This is a genomic window from Bacillus sp. JZ34, assembly GCF_053903205.1.
On sequence record NZ_CP096403.1, the window covers coordinates 1,123,242 to 1,143,870 of the forward strand.

Below are 20,629 nucleotides of genomic sequence, written 5' to 3' on the forward strand. Positions count from 1 at the left end.
GGCAATCCCGGGAAGCCGGGATTGTCTTTTTATGCCGAATGAGTTTTCAGCTCGCGGTATTTGCCGGGCGTGATTCCTTCCAGCTTTTTAAATGAGCGGATGAAATTCTGCGGATTTTTGTATTTCAGTTTTTCAGAAATTTCTTTTACGGACAGCGTCGTTTCTGTCAGCCAGTTTTTCGCGACATGATGCCTGTAGGATGACAAGTATTCGCTGAACGATATTTTCATTTCTTTCCTGAAGATGCTGCTTAAATAGTTGGGGTTGTAATGAAGCCTTCCTGCGATCGATTCGAGCGTCAAGTCCGTGTCGAATTCCTGCTGGATAATATGGACGATTTTTTCTGAGATGTTTTTGTATTGTGATTCTTCTCTGATGCTGAGGGTATCGATCATTTTGACGATGATCTGCGCGTTCAGCCAACTTTCGATCTCCTCGATGGTCGTCAGCTCAAAGACGTCGTCGTACAGCATCGTATTTTCGTTCGGTTCAAAAATTTCGATTCCAAGCAAATGCATAAATTCAATCAAGTTGTTCAAGAGCCTTGCAATCGCTACCTGGCAGTGATGCGGATTCATGTTTTCAGAACAAATCGATTCAAGGAGAAGGTGAAGCTGTTCGGCCGCTTGTTTACGGTTGCACGTTTTAATAGCTTCAAACAGTTCATTTTGGATCTGCTTTGGAAACTGGGTTAAAAACGCTTTGTTACGGTCAAGATGCTCATAGAAAATCACCGCGTGTTTTCCTGATTTCAGACGGTATGTCAGCGCTTCAAGCCCTTCCAAATAAGCGCGCTTCGACATTGCAAGGCTTGTAAACGGCTGGCTGATGCCGATGCTGACGAACAATCCAAGCTCCTCATGAATTTTATCCCTGATGGATGATGCTGTATGCTCCAAGTCCTCCTGAAACCTGTCCAGCGGTTGTCCGCGGTTCAGCATGATGATGGTCTGCGTTTTATCAATGACAACCGGCGGGAGGCGCTTATTCTTGGGCACAGATCGTTCGACAAGGCTGTTGATCGCAAACAGCAGGACATCAAGATCCTTTTTATCATATGATGTGTCTTTCAATGTATCAATTTGCAAGGCAAAAACGGACAGGTGGCTCCAATCTTCAGGGAAGCCGAGCCCTGTAAAGCGGTCTTTGATTTCTTCTTCGCTCAGCTTGCCGAGCAAAAGCCTTGTTAAAAAATACTGCTTCAGCTGGGTGACCTGCTGTTCGACGCGCACCTTCAGATCATGGTTTTTATTTTTCATCTCTTTAATATTCCGTTCAATCAGTTCAAATTCGTTTTTCGGTTTCTCCTGGCCGGAAGCGGCCCCCGCAGAAAAGCCTGAGACGGATTCGTACAAAACCTTGATTGGCCTGTAAAAATGACGAGAACCAAACCAGGAAAATAGGTATGAAAGCGCTAACAAAATGATGCAGATCGTAAACGTAAACCAGCCGATTGATGCCGTCTGCTGATAGAGTTCCGGAATGGTCGTTAACGAAATGTATATCCAATTATTGTAATCTGATTTCTGGTATGTAATGTTATAGGCGGTGTCGTTGACTGTTGTATCAAACTGGCCGTTTTTTTCCTGATGCCGGCGGATCGTTTTGAAATAATCGTCTTGTTTGATCGATTGCCCAATCATTGACGGGTCTGAGTGAAGGATGATCCGTCCGTTGTCATCAAGCACCATCATGCTGTTTGTTTTTGAATGATGCGGCATGCGCTTGACAAGCGAACAAGAAGGAATACTTGCGATCGCAAGGCCTCTGTTTTCCATGCTGTTCAGCGGAAGCTGTTTGACCAGATTGACGTTGTACAGGCAGTTGCCCGAAGCCCCTTCTTTTGTGGCGACAAGGTCGTTGTTTTTTTCAAGCACCCAGCTGGAGCGGCTTTTTAAGGCGTTGTAAAGCGAGATCGTGATGGCTTGTTTTCCCTGATCTAAAGGATATAAACCGGAATTGTTGATATACCACTTTTTTTCTTGGCTGATCAGCGTGATATCCGACAGATCGGTATCGAATGTCTGCAGTTCGTTTAATTCCTTGTTGATTTGGTTATACAGCTGAAAGCGTTCTGGTGTAATGGTGCGGCTGAGTGTCTGAATTAAAGGATAGGAACGGACGTAATTGGTGAAGGAATGGTCAACCGTTTTTAAAATATGCTCGATATTTAGCTGTGTCTGGCCAACGGTTTGGAGCTTTTCGTTTGTAACGTTTTGTTCAATGGTTTCCGCTGATCTCTGATAGGAAAAAAAGCCGACGATGATGACCGGAATGGTGCTCAGAACGAGAAAGAAGGTCACCAGCTTATAGTAAAACTTATATTGTTTTCTCTTCATAAATTCCCCCCCAACAAATCTTCGTTTGAGTTGTTCATATATAATTAATCCGACTTTTGTGTGAATTTGTCAATAATCATTTTCTAACCATCGTTTCATTTTATTAGGTTTTGCCGGCTGTCGGGCGAGGTGCGGCCGATGTGATGATATGATTGTAGATTTATTTTTTCATGGTGGGATAAAGTGAAAGCAAACATCACGAAGGGAGGCCGTTTATGAAAGCAGCCGATGTCCAGACCGGAAAAAATCCGGCCCATATTGTTGAAAAAAAACGAAAGACGCGTTTTTGGGAAAAGCTTCTCCAGCAAAAATATTTATATTTGATGATTCTGCCGGGACTGATTTATTTTTTGCTTTTTAAGTATGTGCCGATGTGGGGGATTGTCATAGCGTTTCAGGATTACCAGCCGTTTCTCGGCATAACGGGGAGCGAATGGGTGGGTTTTAAGCATTTTGAAAGGCTGTTCACCGAACCGACGTTTTTTATGCTTCTGAAGAATACATTGATTTTGTTTTTCCTCAACCTTGTTGTATTCTTTCCGATACCGATTATTTTGGCGCTTTTATTGAATGAAGTCAGAGTCGCATTGTTCAAAAAGTTTGTCCAGACGCTGATCTATATTCCGCATTTTATGTCATGGGTCATTGTGGTATCGCTTTCATTCGTTCTGTTGACGGTTGACGGAGGATTGATCAATGAGATCATCGCCTACTTCGGCGGAGAAAAGATCAACTTTTTGCTGAATGAAAGCTGGTTCAGGCCGATGTACATTCTCCAGGTCATCTGGAGGGAAGCCGGCTGGTCGACGATCATTTATTTGGCGGCGATTACCGCTGTCGATCCGCAGCTTTACGAAGCGGCGAAAATGGACGGGGCCAATCGCCTGAGGAGGATGTGGCATGTCACACTACCTGCGATCAGAAGCGTCATCGTTGTTTTGCTTATTTTGAAAATCGGCGATACGCTCGAACTCGGCTTTGAGCATGTGTATCTGCTTTTAAATGCAACGAACCGCGAAGTGGCCGAGATCTTTGATACGTATGTATACACGGCCGGATTAAAGCAGGGGCAGTTCAGCTACAGTACAGCCGTCGGTTTATTTAAAGCAGCTGTCGGTCTCATTCTTGTCATATTTGCAAACAGGATGGCGAAGAAGTTTGGAGAAGAAGGAATATATTAATATTTTTTGATGAAAGGAATTGAATGACATGAATCAATCTCTCATCACAAAAACGCCTCTTTACATTGCCGAAGAAGCGGCCAAAACAATAATGAAAGCGTATACACCAGAGGAGCTGCCGCCGGCCGGACGCTGGCACTACCATCAGGGTGTATTTCTGTGCGGCTTGATTCGCCTCTGGGAAGAAACGGGGAAAGAAGCATATTTCAACTATGTAAAAGAATACGCCAATGAGCTCATTGACGGCTGCGGGAATTTTTATTTCAGGAGGGATGAACTGGACGCCATACAAGCCGGACTTATCCTTTATCCTTTGTATGATGAAACGGGCGATGAACGCTACCGTAAAGCCGCCAAAAAGCTGAAGGGCCTTTTTGATACGCTGAATCAAACAGAAGAAGGCGGGTTTTGGCATAAAGATAAATATCCTTACCAAATGTGGCTTGACGGGTTGTACATGGGAGGGCCTTTCGCACTTAAGTATGCAAGAGCGTTCAATGAGCCTGAACTGTACGATATGGTCATCCTCGAAGAAAAACTGATGAGAAAACATACGAAAGACTGCCGGACGGGATTGTATTATCATGCGTGGGATGAAAAGAGGGAAATGCCCTGGGCCGACCCCGTTTCAGGCTGTTCTCCCGAATTTTGGGGAAGGTCAATCGGCTGGTACGCGCTTGCACTGAGCGATATGATCGAACTGCTCCCGCAGGGGCATGACACGAGACAGGAGTGGACCCGGGTGCTTCAAGAGATGGTCAAAAGCATTGCCAATTTTCAAGATGAACGCACAGGGTTATGGCACCAGGTTGTCGATAAAGGCGGACTTCCGGACAATTGGCTTGAAAGCTCCTGCTCGTGTTTATATATGTACGCGATGACGAAAGGAGCTCGCATGGGCTATATCGATTCATCATATATTGATAGAGCCGCAAAGGCTTTCAAAGGACTCGTCGAAGAGAAAATCGAGCTGAGCGCAAAAGAAGGCTTGCTTTTAAAAGATATTTGCGTCGGAACTTCTGCAGGGACATACGATTATTATGTCGGGCGGGAAAAAAGCACCAACGATCTTCACGGTGTCGGCGCATTGATCATGGCTCTTGTAGAACTTGAAAAGACCGGCCGCTTTTCCCGCAAGGCAGCGAAGTGAAGAACTTCGCTTTCTCCGTCCTTCTATTTGCAGCAGTGCTTCTTTTTTCCTCATGCGGACAGGATGGGGGCCGGAGAACAGACGTATTGATCTTTTCGGATGCACCGGCTGAAATAAAGGAAAACGTCCAGCGCGCAGCCGGGAAAGAACAGCTCAACATCACCGTTTTCCCGGCTGCACCGGAAAAACTTCTAGTTGAAATTGCGGCGAAAGAAGGAGATCTGTTTATCGTTCCAGAAGACATGTTTAAACCTTTTTACGATCCTGAAGGACTTCAGCCATTGAAAGTTGCTTCGAAAGAAAAAGAGCCATACAGCGCTCCGGGCAAAAACGGGGACGTACAGCTGTATGCGGCTGTCATTGAAAAAGGAGAAAAACGTTTGAACGGCTATACGTTTCAGCTGAATACAGACATGGCAGCTTTCATACCGGTCTATGCGAAGAAAACCCCTGAAGCGATGGAACTCATCGAAGCGCTTCGCTGAAAATGAAAGGGGGAGGAACCGATGAAAACATATGCGATATGCGGTCTGAGCGGCCGCGCTTTTAACATGTTTATCGAGCCTCTAGTGGGAAAATACGGGGAAGAACACCGCATCGCCGCGCTCCTGGACAGCGATCCGCTAAGGGAAGAAGTCTGCAAAGACAGGTTTCCGGCGCTTCGTCCTGTCCCGTTTTTCAAGGAGAAAGCGTTTACCGAAATGCTTGATAAAATCAAGCCGGACGCCATTATTGTAGCAGGCCGTGATGATACGCATGTCCGCTATATATTGGGCGCTTTACAGGCGAATATCGATGTGGTCACTGAAAAGCCGATGGTGACAACGGCACGGGATGCGGCAGCCGTATTAAAAGCCGAAGCCGCGAGCAAAGGAAAAGTGACCGTTACGTTTAATTACCGCTGCAATCCGTACCACCGCAAGATCAAAGAGCTGATACTTGAAGGAAAGCTCGGCACGATTACGTCGGTTGACTTGAACTGGTACATCGATACGTATCACGGCGCAAGCTATTTTAAACGCTGGAACAGGATGAGAGCATACTCCGGCGGGCTTTCCGTCCATAAGTCAACCCATCATTTCGACCTTGTCAATTGGTGGCTTGCTCAAACGCCTCGCGAGGTTTTTGCCTATGGAGGCCTGTACTACTACGGACCCGGCGGCGAAATGAATCCTAAAAAAGGGGAAAAACGCTATTGCGGAACATGCCATGTCAAGAAGAATTGCCGCTATTATATGAGGTGGCAGGCAGGCGACCCGCAGGACGATCATGTCAAGACCAACGAAAGCCAGCAGCTGCTCTATACCGATTACAGGCCTGACGCGTGTATTTTCGATGAAGAAATCGATATCGAGGACACGTATGCAGCCGTTTTGAAATACGACAAAGGGGCGCTGCTGAATTACTCCGTCCATTTTTCAGCCCCGTATGAAGGCTACCGGCTTGCAATCAACGGGACAAAGGGAAGGCTTGAAACGCAGGAATATCATGCACCGGCAAGGGTTCCATTTGAAGTTCCCGAACAGACCATCGATTATTATCCGCTGTTTGAATCGAAAGAAACGATTCGCGTCGTCAGGCAGCCCGGCGGGCATGGCGGAGGAGATCCGCTGCTTTTGGAAGAGCTGTTTGGCGGAGGAGACCCGTTGAGGAATTACGACATTCTGGCCGGTGCCGAAGCAGGCGCCTATTCAATTGCAGCCGGCGAGGCAATATGGCGCTCCATCAAAGAAAAAAAGCCGATAGGAATCAGTGAACTTCTGTATACCCGGCAATATACATAAAGGGGGGGGGGAATTCGTGGAACAAAGCGTCTCCATGGGAAGGGTGCTGAGTTTTTGTGAATGGGTGCTGAAGTTTTTTTACGCCAATCTGCTGTGGTTTGTTTTTACGCTGCTCGGCCTTGGCGTCTTCGGGTTTATGCCGGCGACGACTGCATTGTTTTCCGTGATGAGAAAATGGATTATGGGCAAAACCGATATTCAGATATGTAAAACGTTTTGGCAGGCGTACCGCGGCGAGTTTTTTCGTTCCAACGTCATCGGTCTTATTCTGGCGGCAGTTGGCATCATCATTTATGTTGACCTTGCTTTTATTTATCCGGAGCATTTCCTATTGCACGTTCTCCGGTTCGTCATTATGATTTTTGGGTTTTTGTTTTTAATTATGCTGTTTTATATGTTCCCACTGCTCGCCCATTTCGATTGGAAGAAGCGGATGTATTTTAAGTTTTCGCTGATTCTGGGCATATCGTATTTACAGTATACATTAACAATGATGGCGGTTGCTGCCGTGCTTTATATCGCTTTTGCCTTTCTGCCCGGAATTGTTCCTTTTTTCAGCGTCAGCCTGCTCAGCTATGCGGTCATGTGGCTGGCATATCAAGTATTGAAAAAAGCGGAGGCCGTAGAACAGAGGGGAACTGTCGTAACGACAAGACACACCTGAACCTTTGCTTCAGGTGTGATGAGAGGAGATGGCCCACATGAGTGAAGAATTTGAAAAACGATATCTTCACTGGATTGATCAAGCTGTAAAGGAAAGCGAAAAGAAAGACGACTTCAAGTCCCTCCCCGGTTTTGGAAGACCGCTCAGTAAAGAGGCGCTCGAAGGGGATGCGCTTTCGTCAACTCTTAAAAACGCCCGTTATCTGCCGGAGTGGCTGAAGCTGCAAAAGGAAATTAAACAAGAGATTGAAAAAGCGATCAAATCGAATCAGCGCGAAGCGCTGATCGATGCCATCAACCTAAAAATTAAAAAATACAACCTCACCTGTCCGAACCAATTCCAAAAAGGCCTTGTTTCAGCCAAAAACCTCGAAAGCCAGCTCAAATATTGGAGCTGATGCCACTCCTTGCACTTATTCATAAAAATAATTGCCAATAACAATTATTTTCTGTAAAATAAAGTTAATAAATGTAATTTTTGTGTTTTTAAAAAGAAGAAAGGATGAATGAAGAAGTGGAAGCGAAAGCGGCATACGAAAAAGCGGCCGGGCTCTTGAATCAGTGGTACACCATGATCAAGCGCCATGAAGCGCTCCAGGCTGTATCTTTGAGATACGAGATCCGAAACCTGCTCTCTAAAATGGAGAAAAACAGAGATTTGGAGCTCTATTTTCAGCTTTTGGACTACCGCTGCAAATTGATGATGGAGCAGTTTGCAGAATCAGCCGAGCTCTTCCGGAAGATTAAAAGGCAGAAGGAAACGGTTAAGAACGCGGATGACATCATTCAGTACTATTTTTTCTTTTTTTCAGGCATGTATGAGTTTTATGAGAAAAACTATCTTGAGGCGATCAGCTGTTACAAAAAAGCGGAAATGAAGCTGCATAAACTGACCGATGAAATTGAAAAAGCGGAATTTTACTATAAGATCGCAACTGCCTACTACCAAATAGATGATCATTTCAGATCGTTGAACTACTCCGAAAAAGCGCTCTCACTTTTCAGCAAGCATAAAGAATACATAGACAAAACGATCGGGTGCGAAATGATTCTCGGGTCGGTTCAGTTTGAACTGTTCCGCATCAAACAAGCCGAGGAACACTACGGCCGGGCGCTTGATCAGGCCGTTTCCCTCCAAAACCGGCGAATCATCGGGCTGATCTATCATAATATGGGTCTGAACTACGCCAAATGCAGCATGCCGCTTTTGGCGGAGGAACACTTTAGAAAAGCTCTTTCAATCGGTGTCCATGAGCAATCGGTCTTTGGCATTAACACCCTTTTTGAGCTGTCCCACCTCATGTACAAAAACGGTTCTCCCGAAGAAGCGAGACGTCTCTGCAAAGAGGGATTTACCAGAGCGGCGGAACAAGGGGAGGATGAATACGCGGCGAAATTCAGGCTGATTTTCGCCCTGTATGATGCGGGCCATCCGCTCGATATTGAACTTTCGCTTGAATACATGAGCGATAAACGGCTATGGCCTCATGTTGCCGAACTGACAAAAGATATAGCCGATTACTACATGAAGTCCGGCGACTATGAAAAAAGCGCGCTTTACCTGGAAAAATCGCAGCATGCCAAGAATCAAATATATAAAATGAAGGAGGGGCTCATATGAAAAAATCCATTTGTTTTTTCACCGTCATGCTTGTTTGTCTGATAGGGGGAAGCTTCACAGCCGATTCTGCAGCACAGGACGGATCGTTCCAGACATTGGGAAAATCAGTGTTTCCTGACAGTGGACGATAGAGAAAACCTGCTGAAATAGAAATTGCCTCCCGACTTTTGCTATAATAGTCTCACCTAAAGGCAATTGAAGGGAGCAGTAACGATGACGATAAAAGAGATTTCGGCTGATGAACTGAAAGACAGGCTTGCAAAAGGAGAAACGCTGAACATTATTGACGTCAGAGAAGATGAAGAAGTGGCTGAAGGAATGATCCCTGAAGCCGTTCACATTAAAATGGGGGATATTCCTGAAAAACTCGATGTCTTCCAAAAGGAGCAGCCTTATATTTTTGTCTGCCGATCAGGCAAGCGCAGCGAAAATGTCTGCCTCTATTTGCAGGATAAAGGCTTTGATGTCACCAATATGGTCGGCGGCATGCTCGAATGGACCGGAAACACAAAGCCGAAAACAAAATAAGCGGGTCCGGCTTCTTATCTGTACAGATAAGAAGTTTTTTATTTATCACATGTCAGGAAACGCTCGGAGCCTCCTGCCGGCGACCTTCAAGGTTCTTTCGATCAGGATTTTAAGCATAACTTCGGCTGTGTGCGAATACCTTTCATTATAGAAAGGAGAGAGCGTATGCTGAAGGTAGCCGTATTTGATGAAGAACACGAAAAAGATTTGCAGCATGAGATCAATGAATTCTTAAAAAAGCTGTCGGAAGACCAGCTGGTCGATATAAAATATGACGTATCAGCCGCATGCGATCCTCAAGGCGAACAGCTTTACTGTTTTTCTGCGTTAATTTTATACAGGACATAAAAAAACAGCTCTTCAAAGGAAGAGCTGTTTTCGTTTATGCTTTTTTCACTCTCGGGCTTCTTGGCTTCTGGAATTTCTCAGCCTGTTTAATTTCTTTCCGCTCTTGTGACAGAGATTTATACAACGATACAAGCATGAAAATCACGACGACTGAGAACGGCAGTGCGGCCAGGATGGCGGTGTTTTGCAGCGCCGATAGTCCGCCTGAATACAGAAGCGCCGCAGCCATTGCTGACTGGATGATACCCCATGATACCTTGACCGAATTCGCAGGGTTCAGTGAACCGTAAGTCGTTTGCATTCCGAGAACAAATGTTGCCGAGTCTGCGGAAGTGATAAAGAATACGGCAATGAGCACCAAGGCAACGATAGATGTAATCATCGCCAGCGGATAGTGGTCAAACACGCCAAACAGCATCGTGTCTGTAGACAGTTTTGCAACGTTGAAAATCCCTTTTTGCTGAAGATCCATCGCTGAAACCCCGAAAATTGAAAACCATAGAAACGCCAGCACAGTAGGCGCAAACAATACGGCAATCAAAAATTCCCTGATTGTGCGCCCCCTTGATACGCGGGCGATGAAAATACCGACAAACGGCGACCAGGAGATCCACCAAGCCCAGTAGAAAATCGTCCATGAATTGATCCATTCACGGCTGTCCGGATCATTAGGCGCAAGGCGGAAGCTCATTTGCACCACGTTGGAGATATACGTTCCGATCGTGTCCGTAAACGAGTTCATAATCAACACTGTCGGTCCCACGAACAGCATAAAGATCATCAGGATGCCGGCCAGCACCATGTTCGTATTGCTCAAGTACTTGATGCCTTTTCCGATACCGCTCCATGCGGAAATTAAGAACAGCACGGTAACGACTGCAATAATTGCCAGCTGCACTTGAAAGCTGTTCGGCACTCCGAATAGATAATGGAGTCCGCCGTTGATCTGCGTGGCGCCGATTCCGAGGCTTGTTGCTACACCGACGACGGTTGCGAAGACAGCGATGCAGTCAATCCCTTTTCCAAGCGGTCCGTTGACTTTGTCGCCGAAGACCGGAAACAGCGTCGCGCTGATCAAGCCAGGCGCGTCTTTTCTGAATTGAAAGTACGCGATGCAAAGAGCAACGATCGCATAGATCGCCCATGCATGCAATCCCCAGTGGAAAAATGTATACCTCAGAGAATCTCTGAAGGCCTGGGCTGTTTCTGTTTCACCTGATGGAGAGCTAATGGCAAAATGGCTGATCGGTTCAGCCGCGCCATAAAATACGAGACCAATGCCCATACCTGCGCTAAAAAGCATGGCAAACCAAGATAATCGAGAGAATTCAGGTTTTTCTTCAGGTTTCCCTAATTTGATCTTTCCGATCGGACTGAAGATCAAAAAGATGCTGAATGCGACAAACAGAGAAACCACCAATAAATAATACCATCCGAGTGTGTTCGTAACATAACCTTGAATCGAAGTCGTTAACGCCTGAAGGTTATCAGGAGCAACGATTCCCCATAATACAGCTGCTGCTGTGATAACAATCACAATCCAAAAAACGCTTGAAATATTTTTCAAAATCATCCTCACCCTCTAATCATTTTTCGTCCTTACTCCCATCATTATGTTTAGTATGAGTTGCACATATAAAATTCATTCTCTCTCAGGAAGTTTGACCTAGCTTCCCCTATTACCCCACAATCAGGTGAAACAAAACTCTTTAACCGTAACATACTTTTCAAAAAAGGCACAAGTCTCAGCACTGCGCTGAAACTCTGCCATTCCACGTTTGTCAAGGGTTTGGAGCAATTTTATTTTTTTCTTCGGCAAAGTGAAAATTCGCCAGCATTCATGCCTGCAAGTCTGCCTGTGACAAGCGCGGATGTGATATTGTACCCGCCCGTATAGCCGTGAATATCGAGGATTTCCCCGCAGAAATAAAGCCCCTCCTTTTTTTTGGACGCCATTTTTTTAGGGGCGATTTCTTTTACGGAAACCCCTCCGCCGGTCACAAAGGCTTTGTCAAGCGAAAGAGTGCCGTTCACGTTGACGGTAAACTCTTTACAGTCTTTGACGAAAGCTCTGAAACGGTCTTTGGAAAGGGATGAAAACGTTTCAGAAGGATCAATCTTGTTGCGCTCAAGAAGAAACAGCAGATACCTTTCCTGCATCCAAGGCTTCAGCATGTTTTTGAGTGATTTTTTCGGAGCGTCCTTTAATTCTTTATGCATGTTTTGAAAAAGCTGTTCTTCATGAATATCAGGGAACAAGTCGATTTTCAGCCTGACGTTTTCCTGCTTTTTCAACTCTTTAACGACAAATTGGCTGCACCTGAGGACAGCGGGCCCAGAAAGTCCAAAATGGGTAAAAATCATATCCATTTGGTGGGTGATAACCGGTTTTCCTTTTTTGTTCAATACGCTGAGAGCGACGTTTCTCAATGATAGGCCTTGCAATGTTTTCTGCTTGATAAAAGGCTCGTCAGACGTAACCGGAACTTCTGTCGGGAACAGTTCCGTAATCGTATGGCCGGCTTTTTCCGCCCATTCATAACCGTCTCCGGTCGATCCTGTATGCGGGACGCTTTTCCCGCCTACAGCGATAACGACAGAGCCCGCTCCAATTTGTTCGCCGCTGCCTGTCACGATCCCGCACGCTTTTTCTTCATTGTATAGGACTGTTTTCACTTTTTCGTTTGTCCGCACGCTTACATGAAGCTGTTCAAGCCTTGTTAAAAGTGCATCCACTACGCTCTGCGCCTTGTCGGAGACAGGAAACATTCTTCCGTGATCTTCCTCTTTCAGCTTGACGCCAAGGCGCTCAAAAAATTTGATGATGTCCTCGTTGTTAAATTCAGAAAAAGCGCTGTACAAAAAGCGTCCGTTTCCGGGAATATGCCGGATGATCTCATCAACCGGCAAGCGGTTCGTCACATTGCACCGTCCGCCTCCCGAAATGGCCAGCTTGCGGCCGAGTTTGTTTCCTTTGTCAATCAAAAGAACGTCCGCCCCCTGTTCACCGGCCGCGATGGCGGCCATCAGCCCGGAGGGGCCTCCGCCGATGACGATGACATCAAAATACTTCATACCAATATCCTCAACTTTCCTGTCTTGTAGAGCCTGCATTCTGTGCAGGCGGGAGGGATTTCATCAGATAATATCCGCGCTCCATCTTCTTATTATAACGAAAGATCGGCAGGATGAAAAAACGTTAAAACATGGGGATGTTAAAATTTAGCCATGTTATTATTACCTGAGTAATGCGCCTGTATGTTAAAATAGAAAAGTTGAATCTATTGAAGAAAAATGGTGATTGGGAACATGTCAAGCAAACTGTTAAGAGGCACCTTTGTATTAACGCTTGGTACCTATATTTCAAGGATCCTCGGAATGATTTACTTGATTCCGTTCGGAGCCATGGTCGGTGCCACCGGCGGTGCCCTGTTCCAGTACGGTTATAATCAATATACGATTTTTTTAAGCATTGCGACCATGGGATTTCCGGCGGCCGTGTCCAAGTTTGTTTCAAAATATAACTCGATGGGCGATTATGAAACAACGAGAAGGATGCTGCGCGCCGGAATGTCGATGATGCTCGTCACAGGCATCATTGCTTTCTCCATTCTATATTTGTCTGCCCCGTTTTTTGCGGAGATGGCCCTCGGCGGAACAGAAAACAACGGGCTGACGATTGAACATGTCGTGTATGTCATTCGCATGGTCAGTCTCGCTTTACTTGTTGTGCCGATCCTGGCGCTGATCAGAGGCTTTTTCCAAGGTCACCAGATGATGGGGCCGACAGCCGTTTCACAGGTCGTTGAACAAATTGCCAGAATCGTCTTTCTATTAACGGCTACTTATTTGGTGATCAAAGTATTAGACGGAGGGCTTGTCGTAGCTGTCGGCTATGCGACTTTTGCGGCTTTGATCGGCGCATTCGCCGGGCTGTTCACGCTTTATTTTTCCTGGCAGAAAAGAAAAGGGGCGCTTTTGGCGCTGAAGCCGAACCTGGTTCCTTCCACCAATATTACGTACCGGCAGATGTTTAAGGAGCTGTTCAGCTATGCCGCCCCATACATCTTTGTCGGATTGGCGATACCGCTTTACCAGTACATTGATACGAATACGTTTAATAAAGCGATGATTGCAGCCGGCTATCAAAACATCAGCCAGGATTTGATGGCGATCGTGACGCTGTACGTGCCAAAGCTTGTGATGATACCGGTATCTCTCGCGACGGCATTCGGCCTGACATTGATCCCGGCGGTGACTGAAAACTTTACCAACAAGGATTTCCCTGCTTTAAATAAACAGATTGATCAGGCGATGCAGATCATTCTTTTTATCGTTCTTCCTGCATCAGTCGGTATGGCTCTTTTATCGGGTCCGGTTTACACGTTCTTTTACGGCTCGGAAAGTCTGCTCCCTGAAATGGGACGAGATATTTTGTTCTGGTACGCGCCCGTGGCGCTGTTATTCTCGCTCTTTACCGTCAACGCTGCGATTTTGCAGGGGGTGAACAAGCAGAAATTTGCGGTTGTCAGCCTGATGATCGGGATTGTAATCAAAATCGGGCTTAACGTTCCGCTCATCAAGCTGTTTCAAGGAAGCGGATCGATTTTGGCAACGGCGCTCGGCTATTCAGCGTCACTCCTGTACGGATTTATTATGATTAAACGCCATGCCGGCTATTCGTATCGCAAACTGTTTAAACGGTTTTTGCTGATGCTGATCCTGACGGCGGTCATGGGCATCATGTTGCTGCTTGTTCAGGCGCTACTCAGTCTGTTTATTTCATATGAAGGCGGGCAGATCAAATCTGCTGTCGTCATTTTCATCACAACCGCGGTCGGCGGATCGGTTTATCTGTACTTGGCTTACCGTGTGAAACTGCTCGAAAAAATGTTCGGTCAGCGGTTGAATCGCTTTTTCAAAAGAAAGGCCTCCTAAAAAGGGCTTTTCTTTTTATGTAAAAAAAGGGAGTGTCTTCATGAGATTGGATAAACTGTTGTCAAACAGCGGCTACGGTTCGAGAAAAGAAGTCAAAAAAATGCTGAAAAACGGGGCGGTACGCGTGAATGATCAACTGATCAAAGACGCAAAAGAGCATGTAGACCCGGAATCAGACGACATCACGGTTTACGGCGAACCCGTCGTTTATCAGGAATTTATTTACTTGATGATGAACAAGCCGCAAGGCGTGCTGTCAGCGACAGAAGACAGCCGCCAGGAAACGGTTGTTGATTTGCTCGATCCGGAGCTGCTGAGGTTTGAGCCGTTTCCGGTCGGAAGGCTTGACAAGGATACCGAGGGGCTGCTGCTTTTAACGAATGACGGCCAGTTGGCACACCAGCTTTTATCGCCGAAAAAACACGTGCCTAAAACGTATGAAGTACATGTCGATAAGCCGATTGATCAGGCGGCTCTCGATCAGCTTGAAAAAGGGGTCGATATCGGTGAAGGATATGTCACAAAACCGGCTGAAGCGTCGCTTTTGGCAAGCAAAAACGGCGTGGAACGTCTGCTTTTGACAATAACGGAAGGAAAATTTCATCAGGTTAAAAGAATGCTGAAGGCGGTCGGCCGTGACGTCATCTATTTAAAGCGGCTGAAAATGGGGGATGTCGATCTTGATGGAGAGCTTTTGCCGGGGGAATACAGAGAGCTCTCTGAGCACGAGCTTGCCGCATTGCAAAACAAAAAGACACTCTGATTCGTCGAGTGCCTGTAGAGCTGGTTTATGGGGCATCAAACTTCATCGGGTTTGATGCTTTTTATGTTTGATGGCTGTCCTATATGATATTCAGCGCTAAAGTTCAATTTTTCAGAATATTACTATGAGGAGATTTTCACTTTTTTTCTTGTAGTCTCCCATTTGCCTCTGCTGGGGCTGTGTACTAGATCGTTGTATGCCAACACATTCAGATCACGCTGGATTGTTCTCGGTGTAGTGCCAAATTCATCAACCAGTTCCTGGGTTGTAACGAGTCCTTTTTCTTGAATGAACATGTATACTGATTTGATCCTGGTTAGCATTCGGTTTGTTGAAGGTTTCAAACAACCACTCCCTATCGTATGATCGAATGGACTTGACTACCACAACTTACGACTCCAAAATGCAGCATGGACGGTTAGCGACCATTTCTTGAAAATGATCAATAAATATTATACACGATCTCTTTGCCAAATATCCAGAAAAAAGCCGGAGCCAAATTAATGAAAAAATGAAAATCGTGAGCAGAACATGCAGTACGATCACGTTTTTTTGCCAAAAAAATTTTAAACTTTTTCTAGCTTCATACGTAGTAAAAGAGAGGTGGTAAAGATAATGAAATTAAAAGTGCATATTGAAAAATCCGGTTATGAAGAAAAGGAATCGGCGATCGAAAATATATCGTTTACTGTGGGGGAAGGCGAGCTTGTCGGATTAATCGGACCGAATGGAGCGGGGAAAAGCACGACAATTAAAACGATACTCGGTTTAACAAGGCATATGGCCGGGCAGGTTGAATGGGCTGAAACGTCAAACTATGCATACATACCTGAACAGCCCAGTTTTTACGACGAATTGACTTTATGGGAGCATATCACGGCTTTAGGGACGTTTTTGCAGGAGGACGAGTCCTCGTTTTTGCCGAGGGCGAATCGGCTCATCGAGCGATTCTCGCTGGAGCATGCGCTTCATGATTATCCGGGGAGCTTTTCGAAAGGGATGCAGCAAAAGCTGATGCTGATCCATGCTTTTCTCATGCAGCCTGATCTATATATTATCGATGAACCGTTTATCGGGCTCGATCCGATCGCAAGCCGCCTCTTTTTGGATATGCTGAAAGAAGAGCAGAAGCGGGGAGCGGGTATTTTGCTTTGTACGCATGTGCTGGATACCGCCGAGAAGATCTGTGACCGTTTTTTGCTGATTTCAAATGGCCGTCTGATGCTGGAAGGTACGCTCGAAGAGCTGCAGGAGAAAACCGGCCTTTCGGGTGGCTCGCTGCTTGACTGCTTTTACTTTGCTGTAAAAGGTGCGCCCGCATGAGCGGCCGGGCTCTGTTTATCAGCAGGCTGAAAGCGGACTGTCTTTATCAGCTCCGGATCATCAAACTGGTCATCGATTGGACGGTTGCGCTGTATATTGTACTGCCTGCGGCTGGAATCGGCGTTTATCAATATATCAAATGGCTGAATGGAGGGTCGTTTGATAACGGATGGCAGGCCGGATTGATTGTGCTTGCTCCGGCCGTTTTTACGCTGTTTGGGTCTGTGAGGACATTTTTAATGGAAGCTGATCAGCTTTATTTGTTGCAAAAAAAGACACTCGTGCTGGACATGAAAAGGTGCGGCTATTTATATTGTCTGTTTATCCAGTTTTGCAAATGGCTGTTGGCGGCGGCCGTGTTTACTCCTCTGTTCGTCAGACAATTTGGGATTGAACTGCCCGCTTGTCTCGCCGTATTCTTTTTTTATTTCTGTCTCAATTCCTTGATCACCGTCTTGAAGAGGCGGAACATCGGATGGCAGTACAAGCTGAAACACCGGGTGCTGAACGCCGGACTGATCTTTTTCGTGTGGCTGTCGGCTTGTGCAGTTGTTTTGTTGTTTTCCTGGCCGGTTGTAATCTTGAGCGGCATGGTGCTGTCTGCGGCCGCGCTGAAGACCGCCTGCGGCACTCTCGGCAACATGTATCTATTTTATGAAGAGGTTGAATTTAATAACAGAAAAAAGCTGAGACTCGCAAAATTTTTCCTGTCGCTGAACCTGGATGGAAGCGTGCCGAAGCAGGGGAAACGAGGGGCAAAAAGGCCGCGGCTGTTCTTTAAAAAATCTCGGAACATCTTTAAAGCCCGTACAGTGCAAAATGGCCTTAAGGAAATCTTTTTTAAAGTGATGCTGCGCCATCCGGACTATAAAAGACAGCTTATGCAAATGATCGGCATTTTTACGGCGCTGATCATGGTTGGACCGATCTGGATGAAAGCGGGCGCTCTCCTGGTTTTTGCCTTCGCTTATCGAAGTCTGTTGTCCGTCCATTTTGACAAGGTGATGGAACGCGTTTTTTTGCTGGGGGCAGACAAAGAAAGCGACGCTTTTTATGAAGCCAGGCGGAATTCCATTGACTGGTTTTTCTATCCGGGGTTAATCTGGTGCTGCCTCGTCATCGCGCTCAGCCTGATGCTGAAAACCCCGTCTTTTTAAAAAAGACGGGGTTCAGTCGTTTAATGCCCTTCCAAAAAGAAGAGGTGTATGAAAAAGAGAACGGCAAACACGAAGACAAGCGGATGAATTTCGCGCCATTTGCCTTTCGCGGCTTTGACAATCGGATAAGAAATAAACCCGAGGGAAATGCCTGTCGCAATAGATGATGTCAGCGGCATTGTCAAAATGACGAGAAAGGCCGGGAATGCTTCGTCAAGCTCTTTCCAGCGAATGTTGGTGACAGCGCCGATCATCATGCTTCCTACAATGATCAATGCCGGCGACGTAATCGCCGAGATCCCGGAGACCGCGCTCACAAGCGGGCTGAAAAACAGCGCCGCTCCGAAAAGCACAGCGACTGTTAAAGACGTAAGCCCTGTTCTTCCGCCTGCGGCCACCCCTGCGGATGATTCGATATAAGCGGTCGTCGGGCTTGTCCCGAACATTGCGCCGATCGTCGTCGCTGTCGAATCGGCAAGAAGGGCTTTTCTTGCATTCGGCAGTTTGTTGTTTTTCATGAGTCCGGCTTGTTCGGCGACACCGATCATCGTTCCTGTCGTATCAAAAATCGTGACGAGCAGGAACGAGAAGACAACCGAATAAAGGCCGTAGTGGACGACATCTCCAAAAGCGGCGAAAGGGTTTGTGACGATCAGTTTTTCCGGCAGATGAGGCATTGACAGAATCCCTTTGGTAAACTCAAGCTGGCCGGTAAAAAAGGCGATCAGGCCGGTTAAGATCATACCGAAAAATAGAGCGCCGTTCACATTCATGACCATCAAAACGACGGAGAAAGCCAAGCCGATTAGTGCCAGGATCACTCCGGGCGAGTGCAGATTGCCGAGTCCGACCAAATTGGATTCATTGGCGGTAATGATTCCGGCTCCTCTCAGACCGACAAAAGCGATAAACAAGCCGATTCCGGCGGTAATCCCGTATTTTAGATTAGCCGGAATGGCTTCGATCAGTTGTTTTCTAAGAGGTGTTAGCGATAAGATAATAAAGAGGATGCCGGCCGCGAAAACAGCGCTGAACGCTGTCTGGTAAGAAATTTCGCCGTTGGACGAGCCGACGACTGACACTGCAAAATACGCATTCAGCCCCATCCCGGGTGCAATCGCGATCGGAAAGTTGGCGGAAAGCGCCATCCAAAGCGTTCCGACGACGGCAGCAATGATTGTGGCAGTGAACACTTGATCAAACGGGACGCCTGTACCGGATAGGATACTAGGGTTGACCACGACGATATAAACCATTGTAAAGAAGGTTGTAATACCGGCGAGGATTTCTTTTTTGACTGTGGTTTGGTTTTCTTTTATGTTAAACATCATTTCCTCCAATAACGAACATTATAGCAAAACAATATCTATATTATTCGTTATCGGGTGTTTTTGCAAGGGTTTTTGGCTAAACTGAAAAAAGAAGGGGCGAAATTATGAACTGGGAACAGGAAGTGTCAAAAAGACGGAATGAGATCGTAGAGGATATTCAAGGTTTTTTAAAAATCAACAGCGTCCTTGATGAAGAGACGGCGGGTCCGGGTCGGCCGTTTGGAAAAGGAATTCAAGAATGCCTGACAGCGCTTTTGAATAAAGGGGAAGAAAGCGGATTTACGGTCAAAAATCTTGACGGGTATGCAGGCCATATCGAATGGGGGAAAGGCGAGGAGATCATCGGCGTGCTTTGCCATATTGATGTCGTTCCGCCCGGAGATGGCTGGACGAGCGATCCGTTTGCTGCAGAAATTAGAGACGGCCGCATCTATGCAAGGGGAGCGCTTGATGATAAAGGGCCGACAATGGCCGCGTATCATGCATTAAAAATTGTCAAAGACTCCGGCCTCCCATTATCAAAGCGAATCAGAATGATTATCGGCACTGATGAAGAAAGCGACTGGCGCTGTGTGGAGCATTATTTTAAACACGAAGAGATGCCTTCGGCTGGTTTTGCGCCTGATGCTGATTTTCCGATTATCTATGCGGAAAAAGGCCTGATTGACGCGGCTTTAAAAATTGAAACTGATCAAGCGGAAACAGGTGCGGACTTAACATTGGAGACTTTCCGGTCCGGCCGGCGTCTGAACATGGTGCCTGATGACGCCGAAGCCGTCCTGGAGGGGTCTGCCCCATCAGGATTTGAAGAGTCATTTGTCCGGTTTGTAAAAGAAAAGCGCGCAGAAGGGCGTATTCTTCAAGAAGACGGCAGACTGACATTAACCGTGTACGGCAAATCAGCTCACGCCATGGAGCCTAATAACGGTGTCAATGCCGGCCTCATTTTGTCCGAGTTTTTACATACCCAATCCCTTGACAGAGCCGGGCTCCAGTTTGTTCAAACGGTTAGCGGGGCTTTTGCCGGAGATACGAGAGGGGAAAAAATCGGCATCGGCTGCCGCGATGACATCAGCGGAGAGCTGACGTTGAATGTCGGCCGGCTGCAGTATGAACAGGAAAAAGGCGGAGAAGCCCATATTAACATCCGCTATCCTGTGACTGAAGAGAGCGATCGGGTGAAATCCGGGCTTTCGCAAATAAAGGGCGCCCGGCTGGTGAGCTTTAAAGACAGCAAGCCCCATCATGTAGCAAAAGACCATAAGCTGATCCAAACGCTGCAGCGGGTCTATGAGGAGCAGACAGGGGAAACGGCACAATTAATTTCGATCGGAGGGGCGACATATGCACGGTCACTGGAAGCCGGCGTGGCATTTGGACCGCTGTTTCCAGGCCGTCCCGACGTTGCCCATCAGAAAGACGAGTATATGGAAATTGATGATCTGCTGAAGGCTGTATCGATATATGCACAGGCCATTTATGAATTGGCGAAGTAGCAAAGAG

20 protein-coding genes are annotated in these 20,629 nt (G+C 46.6%); 15 read left to right on the forward strand and 5 right to left on the reverse strand.

Annotated features, from left to right (window positions below; translation table 11 throughout):
• Window positions 1–29: 29 nt before the first annotated feature.
• Window positions 30–2,339, reverse strand: coding sequence for a helix-turn-helix domain-containing protein (locus M1D90_RS05675; protein WP_145625132.1), 2,310 nt, complete (start codon window positions 2,337–2,339; stop codon window positions 30–32).
• A 215-nt stretch (window positions 2,340–2,554) separates the two neighbouring features.
• Between M1D90_RS05675 and M1D90_RS05680 the strand changes: the two genes are divergently transcribed.
• From M1D90_RS05680 to M1D90_RS05725, 10 genes are all read left to right on the forward strand, one after another.
• Window positions 2,555–3,520: an ABC transporter permease gene (locus M1D90_RS05680; RefSeq protein ID WP_020452644.1), complete on the forward strand. Its 966-nt coding sequence runs from the start codon at window positions 2,555–2,557 to the stop codon at window positions 3,518–3,520.
• Between the two features lie 28 nt (window positions 3,521–3,548).
• The gene (locus tag M1D90_RS05685; protein ID WP_456283178.1) at window positions 3,549–4,670 is read left to right on the forward strand and encodes a glycoside hydrolase family 88/105 protein; all 1,122 of its coding nucleotides are present in this window, start codon (window positions 3,549–3,551) and stop codon (window positions 4,668–4,670) included.
• On the forward strand, window positions 4,667–5,155 hold the full coding sequence (locus tag M1D90_RS05690; RefSeq protein ID WP_145654342.1) for a lipoprotein YteS: 489 nt from the start codon (window positions 4,667–4,669) through the stop codon (window positions 5,153–5,155). The genes M1D90_RS05685 and M1D90_RS05690 overlap by 4 nt, the downstream gene beginning before the upstream one ends.
• A 21-nt stretch (window positions 5,156–5,176) precedes the next feature.
• On the forward strand, window positions 5,177–6,454 hold the full coding sequence (locus M1D90_RS05695; RefSeq protein WP_341045913.1) for a Gfo/Idh/MocA family oxidoreductase: 1,278 nt from the start codon (window positions 5,177–5,179) through the stop codon (window positions 6,452–6,454).
• 16 nt (window positions 6,455–6,470) lie between these two features.
• Window positions 6,471–7,118 carry a YesL family protein gene (locus M1D90_RS05700; RefSeq protein ID WP_456283179.1) on the forward strand — a complete coding sequence of 216 codons (648 nt, stop codon included), beginning with the start codon at window positions 6,471–6,473 and terminating at the stop codon, window positions 7,116–7,118.
• Between the two features lie 37 nt (window positions 7,119–7,155).
• Window positions 7,156–7,515, forward strand: coding sequence for a DnaJ family domain-containing protein (locus M1D90_RS05705; RefSeq protein WP_023855528.1), 360 nt, complete (start codon window positions 7,156–7,158; stop codon window positions 7,513–7,515).
• Between the two features lie 104 nt (window positions 7,516–7,619).
• A complete protein-coding gene (locus tag M1D90_RS05710; protein ID WP_195536458.1) occupies window positions 7,620–8,738 on the forward strand; it encodes a response regulator aspartate phosphatase in 1,119 nt (372 codons plus the stop codon).
• Window positions 8,735–8,869 carry a hypothetical protein gene (locus M1D90_RS05715; protein WP_023855526.1) on the forward strand — a complete coding sequence of 45 codons (135 nt, stop codon included), beginning with the start codon at window positions 8,735–8,737 and terminating at the stop codon, window positions 8,867–8,869. The genes M1D90_RS05710 and M1D90_RS05715 overlap by 4 nt, the downstream gene beginning before the upstream one ends.
• 82 nt (window positions 8,870–8,951) lie before the next feature.
• A complete protein-coding gene (locus M1D90_RS05720) occupies window positions 8,952–9,266 on the forward strand; it encodes a rhodanese-like domain-containing protein (RefSeq protein WP_020452637.1) in 315 nt (104 codons plus the stop codon).
• Window positions 9,267–9,431: 165 nt separating this feature from the next.
• The gene (locus M1D90_RS05725; RefSeq protein WP_003184510.1) at window positions 9,432–9,614 is read left to right on the forward strand and encodes a sporulation protein Cse60; all 183 of its coding nucleotides are present in this window, start codon (window positions 9,432–9,434) and stop codon (window positions 9,612–9,614) included.
• 34 nt (window positions 9,615–9,648) lie between these two features.
• On the opposite strand, the gene opuD is transcribed toward M1D90_RS05725, so the two are convergent.
• Together opuD and M1D90_RS05735 are read right to left on the reverse strand one after the other, a co-directional pair.
• A complete protein-coding gene (gene opuD, locus M1D90_RS05730; RefSeq protein ID WP_116523373.1) occupies window positions 9,649–11,184 on the reverse strand; it encodes a glycine betaine transporter OpuD in 1,536 nt (511 codons plus the stop codon).
• Window positions 11,185–11,414: 230 nt separating this feature from the next.
• On the reverse strand, window positions 11,415–12,689 hold the full coding sequence (locus tag M1D90_RS05735) for an NAD(P)/FAD-dependent oxidoreductase (RefSeq protein WP_456283180.1): 1,275 nt from the start codon (window positions 12,687–12,689) through the stop codon (window positions 11,415–11,417).
• Between the two features lie 234 nt (window positions 12,690–12,923).
• Between M1D90_RS05735 and M1D90_RS05740 the strand changes: the two genes are divergently transcribed.
• Entirely contained in the window at window positions 12,924–14,552 is a 1,629-nt protein-coding gene (locus M1D90_RS05740) for a putative polysaccharide biosynthesis protein (RefSeq protein ID WP_128823566.1), read from the forward strand.
• 40 nt (window positions 14,553–14,592) lie between these two features.
• A complete protein-coding gene (locus tag M1D90_RS05745; protein WP_020452633.1) occupies window positions 14,593–15,315 on the forward strand; it encodes a pseudouridine synthase in 723 nt (240 codons plus the stop codon).
• Between the two features lie 122 nt (window positions 15,316–15,437).
• Here M1D90_RS05745 and M1D90_RS05750 read toward each other — a convergent pair whose 3' ends face one another.
• Window positions 15,438–15,659 carry a DeoR family transcriptional regulator gene (locus tag M1D90_RS05750; protein ID WP_003184500.1) on the reverse strand — a complete coding sequence of 74 codons (222 nt, stop codon included), beginning with the start codon at window positions 15,657–15,659 and terminating at the stop codon, window positions 15,438–15,440.
• Window positions 15,660–15,930: 271 nt separating this feature from the next.
• On the opposite strand from M1D90_RS05750, the gene M1D90_RS05755 reads away from it, so the two are divergent.
• Both M1D90_RS05755 and M1D90_RS05760 read left to right on the forward strand, forming a co-directional pair.
• Window positions 15,931–16,638 (forward strand): ABC transporter ATP-binding protein, encoded by a 708-nt coding sequence (locus M1D90_RS05755; protein WP_020452632.1) that lies wholly within the window; start codon window positions 15,931–15,933, stop codon window positions 16,636–16,638.
• Window positions 16,635–17,795, forward strand: coding sequence for an ABC transporter permease (locus tag M1D90_RS05760; protein WP_212110570.1), 1,161 nt, complete (start codon window positions 16,635–16,637; stop codon window positions 17,793–17,795). Before M1D90_RS05755 ends, M1D90_RS05760 begins: the two co-directional genes overlap by 4 nt.
• Before the next feature lie 20 nt (window positions 17,796–17,815).
• Here M1D90_RS05760 and M1D90_RS05765 read toward each other — a convergent pair whose 3' ends face one another.
• On the reverse strand, window positions 17,816–19,123 hold the full coding sequence (locus tag M1D90_RS05765) for an NCS2 family permease (protein ID WP_020452630.1): 1,308 nt from the start codon (window positions 19,121–19,123) through the stop codon (window positions 17,816–17,818).
• Window positions 19,124–19,230: 107 nt separating this feature from the next.
• On the opposite strand from M1D90_RS05765, the gene pepV reads away from it, so the two are divergent.
• Window positions 19,231–20,622: a dipeptidase PepV gene (gene pepV, locus M1D90_RS05770; RefSeq protein ID WP_039072924.1), complete on the forward strand. Its 1,392-nt coding sequence runs from the start codon at window positions 19,231–19,233 to the stop codon at window positions 20,620–20,622.
• Window positions 20,623–20,629 lie beyond the last annotated feature (7 nt).